12 protein-coding genes and 1 tRNA gene are annotated in these 13,064 nt (G+C 45.8%); 10 read left to right on the forward strand and 3 right to left on the reverse strand.

From position 1 onward, the window contains the following. Window positions 1-7: 7 nt before the first annotated feature. Entirely contained in the window at window positions 8-829 is an 822-nt protein-coding gene (locus AC55NX_RS02115; RefSeq protein WP_496994229.1) for an alpha/beta fold hydrolase, read from the reverse strand. Between the two features lie 179 nt (window positions 830-1,008). Further along, window positions 1,009-2,028: a tRNA (adenosine(37)-N6)-threonylcarbamoyltransferase complex transferase subunit TsaD gene (tsaD, locus tag AC55NX_RS02120; RefSeq protein WP_496994230.1), complete on the reverse strand. Its 1,020-nt coding sequence runs from the start codon at window positions 2,026-2,028 to the stop codon at window positions 1,009-1,011. Window positions 2,029-2,251: 223 nt separating this feature from the next. On the opposite strand from tsaD, the gene rpsU reads away from it, so the two are divergent. The 10 genes from rpsU to AC55NX_RS02170 all read left to right on the forward strand — a co-directional run bounded on the left by rpsU (window position 2,252) and on the right by AC55NX_RS02170 (window position 12,213). Continuing rightward, window positions 2,252-2,467, forward strand: a complete 216-nt coding sequence (gene rpsU / locus AC55NX_RS02125; protein ID WP_001145625.1) for a 30S ribosomal protein S21 — start codon at window positions 2,252-2,254, stop codon at window positions 2,465-2,467. Window positions 2,468-2,492: 25 nt separating this feature from the next. Continuing rightward, the gene (locus tag AC55NX_RS02130) at window positions 2,493-2,936 is read left to right on the forward strand and encodes a GatB/YqeY domain-containing protein (RefSeq protein ID WP_496994231.1); all 444 of its coding nucleotides are present in this window, start codon (window positions 2,493-2,495) and stop codon (window positions 2,934-2,936) included. Between the two features lie 107 nt (window positions 2,937-3,043). Continuing rightward, a complete protein-coding gene (gene dnaG / locus AC55NX_RS02135; protein ID WP_496994232.1) occupies window positions 3,044-4,810 on the forward strand; it encodes a DNA primase in 1,767 nt (588 codons plus the stop codon). Between the two features lie 98 nt (window positions 4,811-4,908). After that, window positions 4,909-6,801 (forward strand): RNA polymerase sigma factor RpoD, encoded by a 1,893-nt coding sequence (rpoD, locus tag AC55NX_RS02140; protein WP_496994233.1) that lies wholly within the window; start codon window positions 4,909-4,911, stop codon window positions 6,799-6,801. Between the two features lie 145 nt (window positions 6,802-6,946). Beyond that, window positions 6,947-7,023: transfer RNA gene (locus AC55NX_RS02145), tRNA-Ile, on the forward strand. A 173-nt stretch (window positions 7,024-7,196) separates the two neighbouring features. Beyond that, on the forward strand, window positions 7,197-8,441 hold the full coding sequence (locus AC55NX_RS02150; protein ID WP_496994234.1) for an integrase domain-containing protein: 1,245 nt from the start codon (window positions 7,197-7,199) through the stop codon (window positions 8,439-8,441). 202 nt (window positions 8,442-8,643) lie between these two features. After that, window positions 8,644-8,847 carry a helix-turn-helix transcriptional regulator gene (locus tag AC55NX_RS02155; protein ID WP_234993538.1) on the forward strand — a complete coding sequence of 68 codons (204 nt, stop codon included), beginning with the start codon at window positions 8,644-8,646 and terminating at the stop codon, window positions 8,845-8,847. Continuing rightward, on the forward strand, window positions 8,844-9,707 hold the full coding sequence (locus AC55NX_RS02160; protein WP_496994235.1) for a BRO-N domain-containing protein: 864 nt from the start codon (window positions 8,844-8,846) through the stop codon (window positions 9,705-9,707). Before AC55NX_RS02155 ends, AC55NX_RS02160 begins: the two co-directional genes overlap by 4 nt. 166 nt (window positions 9,708-9,873) lie before the next feature. Next, window positions 9,874-10,893 carry a hypothetical protein gene (locus AC55NX_RS02165; RefSeq protein WP_496994236.1) on the forward strand — a complete coding sequence of 340 codons (1,020 nt, stop codon included), beginning with the start codon at window positions 9,874-9,876 and terminating at the stop codon, window positions 10,891-10,893. Then, window positions 10,894-12,213, forward strand: a complete 1,320-nt coding sequence (locus AC55NX_RS02170) for a VapE domain-containing protein (RefSeq protein WP_496994237.1) — start codon at window positions 10,894-10,896, stop codon at window positions 12,211-12,213. Between the two features lie 345 nt (window positions 12,214-12,558). On the opposite strand, the gene AC55NX_RS02175 is transcribed toward AC55NX_RS02170, so the two are convergent. Continuing rightward, window positions 12,559-13,044, reverse strand: a complete 486-nt coding sequence (locus AC55NX_RS02175; RefSeq protein WP_496994238.1) for a hypothetical protein — start codon at window positions 13,042-13,044, stop codon at window positions 12,559-12,561. Window positions 13,045-13,064: the final 20 nt, after the last annotated feature.

Genomic DNA, 13,064 nt, shown 5'->3' on the forward strand with positions numbered 1-13,064 from the left:
ATGAGATTTAACGTGTCAGTGTTCCGAGGAAATCTTGCAACGCTTGGGTGACGAACTCGGGTTGCTCCAGATTACTGATATGACCCGCCTGAGGAATCACAATCAGTTGACTCCCCGCGATTGCATCTTGCATCAGATGTGACTCTAACACCGGCCGAGGCTTATCTTGCTCACCCACCATGATCAATACTGGCAGATTCAGATCACCGATTTCATCTATCAGATCCCGGCGACCAAACACGAGCTTGCCGATTCGCCCCATTTCTGCAACCTGCGGACCCGATGTTTCCATCAAAAACATTCGAAACGCAGTGACAAAATCGGGTTCTGGCGTTTGCTGTAAAGCATTGTCGGAGAAAAACATCGGCACAACTTGTGGAATCAACGGATCAGGAAAAGACTGCGTTGCAATTGCCGCATCAAGCATCGCAAAATATTTGGCGTGCATCACTTCAGGCTCAAGCCCGATAAAGGTATCCATCAAAACCAACGCTTTTACTCGCTCTGGTGCGATCAAGGCCAGCTCACTCCCCCACATGCCACCGACAGATAACCCAATCACCGAAAATGATCCAATGGCAAGATGATCCATGAGCGCCAACATATGATCGGCATAATCTTTCAGCGAATGCATCGTGTCAGGGGCAGCATCAGATTGACCGTGCGACCACAAATCAGGAACGATACATCGATAATTCTGGCTCAACACTGCAACTTGTGGTTGCCACATCTGGCTACTCCAAAGGTAACTATGACCGAACAGCAACACCTCGCCAGTTCCGACATCCTGATAACGCATGGTTTTGCCGTTCACTGTAAATGATTTCATTCGTTTGATAACCTTCTATCTATGGTGATTCGTACTATTTATTGGTAACGATCATTATTGGTAATACTCACTGATTTTGAATAATCACTGACAGAAAAACAGCCCAAGCTATCATCTAATCCAGCTAAAAAGCACGGGTTGGACATCACACTTGGGCTGTCGTTATTTAGAATTAAAGTTCAGGCATGAACTGCCTGAAGCTGATCAATTGACCAGCGGGGCGTCGCCTGAACGGCGAGACCGGATGTTTCACCATTTTTGAAGCGTTGCATGCCGGCATAAGCAATCATCGCCCCATTATCAGTACAAAATTCAGTTCGCGGATAATAAACCGCACCACCGACTTTCTGTGCTAACTGCGCTAAATCGGCTCTCAATCGTTGATTGGCACTCACCCCGCCAGCAATCACGATCCGCTTCAATCCGGTTTGTTCCAGTGCCCGACGGCATTTGATCACCAACGTATCACATACGGCTTCCTGAAAAGCGTAAGCGATATCTGCCCGGGTCTGCTCATCATCGCCATGAGCGGCAATCGTATTGGCAGCAAAAGTTTTCAATCCGGAGAAACTCATGTCCAGCCCCGGCCGATCTGTCATCGGGCGAGGAAAACGAAATCGTCCCTGAGTGCCTTTTTCAGCCAAACGTGCCAATAACGGCCCTCCCGGATAATCCAGCCCCATTAACTTTGCCGTCTTATCAAATGCTTCTCCGGCCGCATCATCGATTGATTCACCGAGAATCCGATACGCACCAATCCCCCGGACTTCAACAATCATGGTATGTCCACCCGAAACCAACACGGCAACAAAAGGAAACTCAGGCGGATTCTCCTCCAGCATCGGTGCCAGCAAATGCCCTTCCATATGATGAACCGGTACTGCCGGCACATTCCAGGCATAAGCGAGACTACGCCCGATCGTGGCACCGACCAACAAAGCACCGACTAACCCCGGTCCGGCAGTATAAGCAACCCCATCAATATCTTCCGGACGGCAATTAGCCTCGGCCATCGCAGCCTGAATCAGAGGAATTGTTTTTTTAACGTGATCCCTTGAAGCAAGCTCCGGGACAACGCCACCATAATCAGCGTGAAGTTTTATCTGACTATATAATTGATGAGCCAGTAAGCCTTGTTCATCATCGTAAATCGCAATCCCCGTCTCATCACAAGAGGTTTCAATACCTAATACACGCATAATTTTCCGGAAAACTTCCATCTCGACATCAAAATTGACGCCATGTTACCTTGCCTTCAGATGACAGACAAATTTTGCACAGAGATTCATCCATAAAATACTTTACAAAGCCTTTCCATTCAGATTAAAATTCCGCACCATTTTTGATTGTGCTGGTAAGTACCGGAAACATTCCGACTAAGCGAGACCAGCGTTAACGAATATCCCCTGAGGTGAAAGGCATATGCCAGTAGTTAAAGTACGTGAAAACGAACCGTTCGACGTCGCTCTGCGTCGTTTCAAGCGCTCTTGTGAAAAAGCAGGTATTCTTTCTGAAGTGCGTCGTCGTGAGCACTATGAGAAACCAACCACTGTTCGCAAACGCGCTAAAGCAGCAGCTCAAAAGCGTCATGCTAAGAAGCTAGCTCGCGAAAACGCTCGTCGCGTTCGCCTGTACTAATAACTCCTTCGGAAAGGAATGAGTTATGGCTCTGATTGACAAGCTCAAAGAAGAGCAAAAACTTGCGATGAAAGCCAAGGATAAAATTCGCCTTGGCACTATTCGTTTAGCCATGTCAGCAATCAAACAACGTGAAGTTGATGAGCGAATTACGCTAACCGACGATGATATCGTTGCCGTTCTGACAAAAATGGTCAAACAACGTCGCGATTCTGTCGCACAATATGAATCTGCGGGACGACAAGACCTAGCAGATGCGGAAAGCAACGAAATCACAGTACTTGAGGAATTTATGCCTCAGCCATTCACTGATGATGAAGTGCTGCAACTCATTGATGACGCAATTACCGCTTCCGGTGCTCAAAGCATGCAGGATATGGGTAACGTCATGGCTGTATTGAGACCGCAAATTCAAGGGCGTGCAGATATGGGAAAAGTCAGCGGCTTAGTTAAAAGCAGACTCACTTAACCCACTCCTCTAAACATCAAGCCGTGCTATTCTATATGGCACGGCTTGTTTGTATACACGCTAACATGTAAATTAGCTATCTACAGTAACATTAGCTATCAGGTCTTATGGCTGGGTATATTCCTCGAAACTTCATCAATGATTTACTCGCTCGACTGGATATCGTCGATGTTATCGACGCTCGCGTCAAACTTAAAAAAAAGGGTAAAAACTACAGCGCCTGCTGCCCTTTTCATAATGAAAAAACCCCGTCCTTTAGTGTCAGTCAAGACAAACAGTTCTACCACTGCTTCGGTTGTGGTGTGCATGGGAATGCCATCGACTTCATGATGGAATACGAACGTTTAGAGTTCGTCGAAGCTATTGAGGAGTTAGCCGGCTTACTTGGATTAGAAGTACCGAGAGAAAAAGGCGCAACACCATTCGATGCCCAAAAATCACAGGCGCGCAAAGAACAAAAGCGTACCTTGTATGATTTAATGGAACAGATTGCACAGTTTTATCGCCACCAGCTCAGACATTCCAGCAGTAAAGTGGCTATCGATTATTTAAAAAATCGTGGACTCTCTAAGGAGATCGTCCAAAAATTCGGGATCGGCTATGTCGCTGATGAATGGGATCTGGTTCAGAAAAATTTTTCCCGTTCGCCAGAATCAGAGCAGATGCTTACCGCAGCGGGAATGCTGGTTGAGAATGACAACGGGCGTCGCTATGACCGTTTTCGAGGCCGGGTCATGTTTCCCATCCGGGATCGCCGCGGCCGTGTAATTGGCTTCGGGGGCCGGGTCCTCGGGGACGGAACACCCAAGTATCTCAACTCACCGGAAACCGATATTTTCCATAAAGGAAAAGAGTTATACGGTTTATACGAAGTCCTTCAGGCGCATCGTGAACCGCCACAAATTCTGGTAACTGAAGGTTACATGGATGTCGTTGCTCTGGCTCAGTATGGCGTTGATTATGCGGTCGCGTCTTTGGGAACATCGACAACCAACGACCATTTGCAGGTTCTTTTCCGACAAACCAACGCTGTCGTTTGTTGCTATGATGGCGATAATGCCGGACGGCAAGCCGCATGGCGTGCATTAGAGAATGCGATCTCACTACTCAGTGGTAATAAAACCCTGAAATTTATGTTTTTACCGGACAAAGAAGACCCCGACTCATACATCCGTCAACATGGTACAGAAGCATTCGAACAACAAGTTCAGCAATCGATGTCTTTCTCTGATTTCCTGTTTCAGGGACTTATGGCACGCGTGGTTGACAACAGCAGCCGGGAAGGTCGTTTTCGAGTCGTCCACCTGGCGGAACCTTTAATTAATCAGGTTCAAGATGAGGCGCTGAAAATTTATCTGTGGGAAGAATTGTCATTGCGCACCGGCCTCGGCGCCAATGCTATTCAAGCAGCATTGAATAAAAAGCAAATTTCGGAACAAACGCCGGCTATCCGTCCACAGGCGGAAATGAAGCGCACGCCAATGAGAGAAGTTATCGCTTTGCTTCTGCAAAATCCGAACTATGCTGATAGAATACCGGATCTTTCAAGTATCGCGACACTTGATATTCCCGGTTTGAGCTTATTTATTGAGGTCCTTGAAAAATGCCGAGATTACCCCAATGTAACAACAGGCCAGCTACTTGAAAACTGGCGAGGCCATCGAAATGAACCTCTTCTATCACGTCTTGCCAGCTGGGATATCCCACTCGTAGAAGACAATCAAGAAGAAATATTTTTAGACTCACTGGATAAAATTATTACCCAGTGTGTTGAAAAACAAATTGAAAATCTGCAGGCAAAAGAGAGAAGCGTTGGTTTATCAGCTGACGAGAAAAGGGAACTGCTAGCGTTAATGCTAGATTTGAAAGCGTAATCCCTTATTTATAGCCAACAAATGATTAATTTGTTAGAATACGTGGTTTGCATTCCGCATACTAATTCCGTCACTAGAAATGAAGTTGGATACCGTCTATGGATCAAAATCCGCAGTCACAGCTTAAATCACTTGTCCTTAAGGGCAAAGAACAAGGCTATCTGACCTACGCTGAAGTCAATGACCACCTCCCTGCAGAAATTGTAGATTCTGAGCAGGTAGAAGACATTATTCAGATGATTAACGACATGGGTATCAAGGTGGTAGAAACTGCACCTGATGCTGATGATCTGGCACTGAATGATGATACGAACATTACGGATGAAGATGTTGCAGAAGCAGCCGCAGCAGCTCTATCCAGTGTTGAAAGTGAAATTGGCCGTACGACAGATCCGGTTCGCATGTACATGCGTGAAATGGGAACTGTCGAGCTTCTCACTCGTGAAGGTGAAATCGATATAGCAAAGCGCATTGAAGAAGGGATTAACCAAGTTCAAAGCGCTGTTGCCGAATATCCGGGAACAATTCCTTATATCCTTGAACAATTCGACAAAGTTGAAACTGAAGAGTTAAGACTGACCGATTTGATTTCAGGCTTTGTTGATCCAGATGCTGATGAAACAACATCACCAACTGCAACCCATATCGGTTCAGAACTGACCGGTGCGGATCTGGACGATGAAGATATGCCTCTGTCATCGAAGAATAAAGATGATGAAGAGGAAGATGACGAAGATGAAGAGAGTGATAGCAATGACGATGATAGTGACGAAGATGTCGGTATCGATCCTGAGCTAGCACAAGAGAAGTTCAACAATCTTCGTAATAAATATCGTGACTACCAGTTAGCGCTGAATGAATTTGGCGAGTCGAATGAACAAACATCACAAGCATCCGGTATGGTTCTGGATGCCTTCCGTGAGTTCCGTCTGACACCCAAACAGTTTGATAACCTGGTTGAAACACTTCGCGGTTCGATGGATCGGGTCAAAACGCAAGAACGCTTAATCATGAAGCATGTGGTTGAACATGCCAAGATGCCGAAAAAAGCGTTTATTACTGCATTTACCGGCCATGAGTCTGACGAAAACTGGTTAGATACCCTTCTCGCATCTGACAAGCCCTATGTTGACAAAATTCGTAAGAGCGAAGAAGACATCCGCCGTTCGATCCAGAAACTCAGAGCGATTGAAGAAGAAACTTCTTTAAGTGTCGTTCGGATCAAAGATATCAGCCGCCGCATGTCTATCGGTGAAGCGAAAGCGCGTCGAGCCAAGAAAGAAATGGTTGAAGCGAACTTACGTCTGGTAATTTCAATTGCGAAAAAATACACCAACCGAGGCCTGCAATTCCTTGATTTAATTCAGGAAGGGAATATCGGTCTGATGAAAGCCGTTGATAAGTTTGAATACCGTCGCGGTTACAAGTTCTCTACTTACGCAACCTGGTGGATTCGTCAGGCTATTACCCGCTCGATTGCGGATCAGGCTCGGACGATTCGTATTCCGGTACATATGATCGAAACCATCAACAAACTGAACCGTATTTCTCGTCAAATGCTTCAGGAAATGGGTCGAGAGCCGCTGCCGGAAGAATTGGCAGAGCGGATGCAAATGCCGGAAGACAAAATCCGCAAAGTGCTGAAAATTGCCAAAGAGCCTATCTCAATGGAGACACCAATCGGTGACGATGAAGATTCGCATCTGGGTGATTTCATTGAAGATACCACGCTGGATCTGCCAATTGACTCAGCCACTGCGACCAGCTTAAAGGCTGCGACGCGTGATGTTCTGGCAGGTCTGACACCTCGCGAAGCAAAAGTGCTTCGGATGCGCTTCGGTATCGACATGAACACAGACCACACTCTTGAAGAAGTTGGCAAACAGTTTGATGTCACCCGTGAACGGATTCGTCAAATCGAAGCCAAAGCACTGCGTAAATTACGACACCCAAGTCGCTCAGAAACACTTCGCAGTTTCTTGGATGAGTAAGCCTGATTTAATGTAATGAACAAAAGGTGAGCAAATGCTCACCTTTTTTATTACCTGTGATTTAAGTGAATAAATTATAAGCATATTTAGGTATCATTGAGTCTAGACAGCATCGGGCGTATCCCCTATAATCGTCCGTCTTAAGGGGCCTTTAGCTCAGTTGGTTAGAGCATCCGACTCATAATCGGCAGGTCCTGGGTTCAAGTCCCGGAAGGCCCACCATATTCAAGACCGTAACAGTCCGTTACGGTCTTTTTTATTGCCAAAACTCATTATATATCAATCAATTACAATAACTTAGCGTCTTGAGAAGTTCAAAGGCGTTTCCTAAAATCCACAATTTAAAGTAACATTAATAGTAACACTGACCTATCAATACACTTATAGGTGTTACTATGAGCCGAAAAATAGCCCCACTAACAGCAACCCAGATTAAACAAGCCAAGCCCAAGGAAAAGGAATACAACCTATCTGATGGTGATGGTCTAATGCTCAGGATAAAACCAAACGGTTCCAAAAATTGGATTTTTAATTACTATCGTCCATACACCAAAAAACGAGCAAATATCGGTTTGGGATCTTACCCAGAAGTAACACTAGCAAATGCAAGAGCAAAACGAGCTGAATCCAGAGAACTACTCTCACAGAATATCGATCCTAAAACCTACAAGGACGAACAAGCTCAATTAAGTAAAGAAATATTAGAAAATACGTTCGGTGTGTTAGCTCAAAAATGGCTGGAACTAAAGAGACAGGAAGTAAAACCGGAAACAGCAACTAAAAGTTATCAAACGCTACAAAGACATATCCTCCCTTCACTGGAAAATGTCCCTATTAGTACCATTCGTCAAAAACAGATTATTCAGATCCTTCAGCCTGTCATTGCTCAAGGAGCATTAGAAACCGTAAAAAGGTTATGCCAAATCATCAATGAAATTATGAGACTGGCAGTTGCTGGTGGCCTCATTGAAGTAAATTACCTAGCTGATGTAACTAAGTTATTCCCCTCCCCTAAGAAAAAAAATATGGCCACAATAGAACCAGAAAGACTCCCCGAGCTCATACAGTCTCTTCATGGTGCAAACATAACGAGAACAACCCGTTGTTTGATAGAATGGCAGCTACATACGATGACCCGGCCAATTGAGGCCGCTACTGCCGAATGGGCAGATATCGATATGGAAGCCCAAGTATGGGTAATCCCAGCAGAACGGATGAAAATGAAGCGTCCACATACAATCCCTCTGACACCACAAACACTGGCTTTACTGGAAGTAATGAAACCAATTAGCGGTAATCGTCAATACATATTTCCCAGCCACAGAGATCCCAAAAAGCATTCGAATAGTCAGACGGCTAATATGGCATTAAAAAGAATGGGATATGAAGGAGAACTGGTTTCTCATGGTCTACGGGCATTAGCATCCACTACATTGAACGAACAAGGTTTTGATCCGGACGTCATTGAATCAGCCTTAGCTCATGTCGATAAGAATGAGGTGAGACGGGCATATAACAGAGCTGAATACATAGAACGCAGACGTAAACTAATGCACTGGTGGAGTGAACATATCGAGCAAGCAAGTATCGGTAGCCTTTCGGTGACAGGCTTTAAGACACTAAAAGTTGTAGGAAGTTAGTCTCTTTTCATCCATTAGCGATCACCAAGGTATTGACTCTTCTGAAAAAGTGCTCCATAATCTCCCAATCATGTGTAGTTGCGCGTGAACGAAAGCCGTCCTTACCGACGGCTTTTTTTATACCTAAAATTTCATCAACTTATCGATAAGCCCACTTCCTTCCCGGAGTGGGCTTTTTTTATGCCTGTCTGGAGGAAAAGCAATGACTGAAAGTGTGAATTTCTGGAAATTAAAAAAAGTCATGGAAAGTACAACTTTGTCCAAATCAACCATTTATGCATACATCGCTGAAGACAGATTTCCCAAACCCGTTTCACTGGGTGCAAGGTCTGTTGCATGGGTAGAAAGTGAAATCAATGAGTGGAAGGCGCAACAGGTCGCAATGCGTGATGAGGCGGCGGCATGATGAGAGAGGAAAGCACCCTGCTACAGAAAACACCAGTTCACATGGGAAGTGATTTTCGTTCAGCCAATACATTGGAAGTGTTCAATAGCCCGCAGTTTGGCGACCTGACGATACTAACCCATGCAGACGGTAACCCTTGGTTTATTGGCAAAGAAGTGGCCTTAAAGCTGGGGCACAAAAATATAAATGATGCACTGACGAGATATGCCAAGAAAAGAAAACTCAGTCGGGATTTCCGATTGAGTTCACATCGATACTTCGGGCAGCGAGGAATTATTTTAATCCCAGAGTCTGACTTATACCGGTTGACCATGAGAAGTACGTTGCCAGAAGCCGAAGCCTTTCAAGACTGGATATGTGAGGAAGTATTGCCATCCATCCGCAAATATGGGGCTTATGCTCAGGGACAGGCGATGTTCAGTGCAGAAGAACTCATGGCGAAAGCGTTGCTGATAGCGAAAAGCACACTCAATAAACAGGCTCAGGAGAATGACCAGTTATCCAATACGATTGAAGACCTGACGCATCAGTTTGCAGTCGGTATGACTATCCCAGCCTTTTGTATGCAACTGAACGGCGTAAATACCCGGGAGGTGCAAAATACACTGGTGACAATGGGGATACTGGTGAAAGAGGCGCATGGTTACAGACCATCATCACCATATCGCAATCGAGAGTTCGAATGCGCGCCTTATCAATATGCTGATGGAAAATATAGCTACAAAGCACTGGTGACCCATAAGGGAGCATCCCTGCTCTACAAACTCTATCGAAACAATAAATTGCCAATGCGCAAAAACTGGGATCACAAGTTCACCACCAGCCAGCTAACCAAAGCACAACAGACAGCCCACCACTAACAGAGAATCAGACCATGAAAAATACAGGATATGCGGTATACCCGCAGGGGGGCGGTTTGCCTGAATTCAGACTGACTCTAACCACGCTCACCATTTCTCACACTATATCAGCCTGTCAACAGTTACAAAGTACATCGCTCATGTTGATACCCCGGAGGGAAATCGCGTGAAATACCTACTGATTGAGCACATACAGCAAACCCATGATTTTGACTTCATTGACTGGCAGACGCTCACCCAACTGATAAGTTCTCCACCATTCATTCAGACCAGCGTCGCCCGGCAAGCGAAAAAACTCAGTAAGGCCATTACAGCAACGGATTGCCCGAACAAACGTCTGGAAGACATCACCACGCATAATCATTTTACGCTGCTACGTCTGGATTTGGATGATACCGAACATTGCATGAAGACCATCAACGACACCTTGCTTGGTCTGGGGATTCATTCTTTCCTTGTTCATACAACAGCAAGCCATAAACAGGAGGGTAAAGGAAACCGATACCGGGTTTATATCGAACTGGGGCATGGACTCAACCTTGATGAGTGGCGCATTATCCAGACTTATCTGGCCTATTGTCTTCTTGCCGATGACTGTTCAAACCGCCCCCAGCAAATCATGTTCTTACCCGTGCGTTTCACCGGCAGTGAATATCACTGCCATATCAATACCGGGGCTCCGCTTAATTTATATGGCTCGCAGCTATTCGATGATGCAACTACATTTGATACCGAGCAGAAACGACAGGCTCAGGTCATCAAGCAAGAAAGAGCTGGTCAAATCAAACCATCCCATCCGGAGCACCTGATCAACGGACAGATCTCAATCATCGATATAGTCAACCAGAGCTATTCTTGGCCTGAGTTATTGAATCAGTACGGATACAGGCGACAAGGCCGAGCATGGCTTCCCCCGGAGTCCACCAGCAAAATAGCCGGGGCTTATATTCTTTCCGGCCCCGATGGAAAAGCGCGTTATTACTCCCATCATACCAGCGATCCCTGTGCTACTGGTAAATGTATCGATCAATTTGATTTTCTCACTCTCCGCTCTTTTGCCGGGGATAGCGGTACTGCACTAAAAGCACTCGCTAAATACTTCCCGGAGCAGGACGCACATAATAAACGTCAGTATATTGCCTATCAGCAGGCGTTAAAGCTCCACAGTATCCGGGAGGGACGATAAATGAGTGATATCCCAAAGCCTGCCAACATCTCTTCGCTAAACACACCACTCCAGCCGACTGTGGATGAAGTCAGTATGCCGGAATTCCCTCATATCCGGCCAAGAGGCAATGGTATGCCCCAGATATTGAATACCGCGGATAATCTGGCAACCCTGCTTGACCATCTGGGTGTTCAGGGCGCCCTGAATGAAATGACGTTCGAACTGGAGATATTACAACGTGGTCAACCCACTCAGTCGCCGGACGCCATACGCAGCAGAATCATTTCAGCCATGTCTATCTGTGATATGCCGAGACAGGCCATCGACGATCACCTGACCGCGCTATCAGAGCATAACCTCTATCACCCGGTCAAAAACTGGCTGGGAAACGGGCAGTGGGATGGGATCCACCGGGTCAGCACCGTGATTGAATGTTTAAACGCAAACAACCCTGAAATTGCATGGATAGTGATGTCCCGCTGGCTGGTGGGCGCTGTCGCCTCACTGTATGAGCCCCGGTTTAAAAGTAAGTTAACCCCGGTGTTACAAGGCAATCAGTCTGTGATGAAAACGGCCTTTATTGACCGGATAGCCAACATGTTACCCCGAGCCTTTCTGGAAGGTGCGGAGCTGAATCCGAATAGTAAAGATAGTGTATTACACGCGATTCGTTCGTTTATTGTCGAACTTGGCGAGCTGGAGCGAACCACAAAAAGCCGCTTTGCCCATCAGGGTTCTATAAAAGCCTTCTTAACCAAACAGGTGGATACAGTACGCCCACCGTTTGCGAAAAGTGATGTCAGAAAGCCAAGGAAGACCCACTTTATTGCCAGTGTAAACGGTACCGACTTCCTGAAAGACGAAACCGGGAACAGTCGCTATGGGGTGATTGAGATTAGCCGTCCGATTGATATGGACAAAGTGAATGAAATTCTCGGCTGGCACTATGACGGAAGCGGCAGTCTGACCCACCGGCATCCGGAGCTGTTAAAACAGTTCTGGCTGGAAGTAAAATCCATGTACGACAGTGGTTACGGATGGATGCTGACCGCAGCAGAGCAGCGTTTAGTCAGTCGCGCTACCGAACGACACAATGACAAAGGCGACTGGTATCATGTTCTCTATGACAAGTTTGTCCATGTGCCGGAAAGTCAGTACCGCAAAGGTGAATGGTTAACCGCTACGGAAGTCTGTGAATATCTGGGAGAGCAAAAGCAACGCAGCCGAACCATCGGCAAAGCCCTGACCAAACTTGCCAGTGAAGGACTGATTGAATCAAGAACCAGCCGGGGGAAGAGCCAATACCTGATCGTCGTTGTGGCGAACCGCAGGGAGTAGTCATCTTCATCGTTATAGGCCGTTTCGGTTGATAAGCAAAATCTCGGTGTGACTGATTCTCTCATCCACTCGCTGATTAGTGTATTTCTTGTTCAATCCGGCTTTTTTGTGGTGGGTTTAGTGGTGGATTAGTGGAAAGTGGTGGGACACATTTCGGCTAACCCACCACGCTTCATCCCAGTAGTAGCAATGCTTAGAACGTAATATGGTGGGACTGGTGGGTTAAAATGTAGGTTTAGTTCTGGAGGGAGCAGAGGCTGTGCCTGTAACATGATTCGGGGACAGAAACGATTTAGCGGTATTGTGCTAAACCGTTTTTAGTAGATGAGAAAGTATCTTGAAACCTTATAGTCTTCTGTTGTATTCGTCTCTTTTAGAAAGTTGCACGTGTCGATAATCAAACCTCTCCACGACAGCCAGACTTAACAAAGCACCTCCAATACATGCTCCGAGTATTGTTACGATGTTAATAAGCATACTAGTAAGCGAGCTTGCATCAGTATTAATCTCGAACTGAGCTTGATTGTACTGGAGCTCACTAAGCTTCATGCGATATTCATTTCGCTCTTTCTCTTCATTGTTTTGAGGTTTATTCGTCAACAAACGAAGCATGATTTCATATTGCTTTTGAGATAACTCCACTTGCATTTTTGCTTTATAGAATGACATTTGAGTAGCAGTGAAAGCAGTTAATACACAAATAACAAAACCACAGGCAACTTTTGAGCGACTCGGTCTTTTGATATCCACGATCCAGTATCTCGCGCAGATAAATGTAACAAAACCCCAAGCAAGGAAAAGCAAACCAGTGTATAGAAAATATTCTTCCATTTACCACCTAAAACATTGTT

The sequence above is a fragment of the Vibrio rubrogenes genome (genome assembly GCF_059641415.1).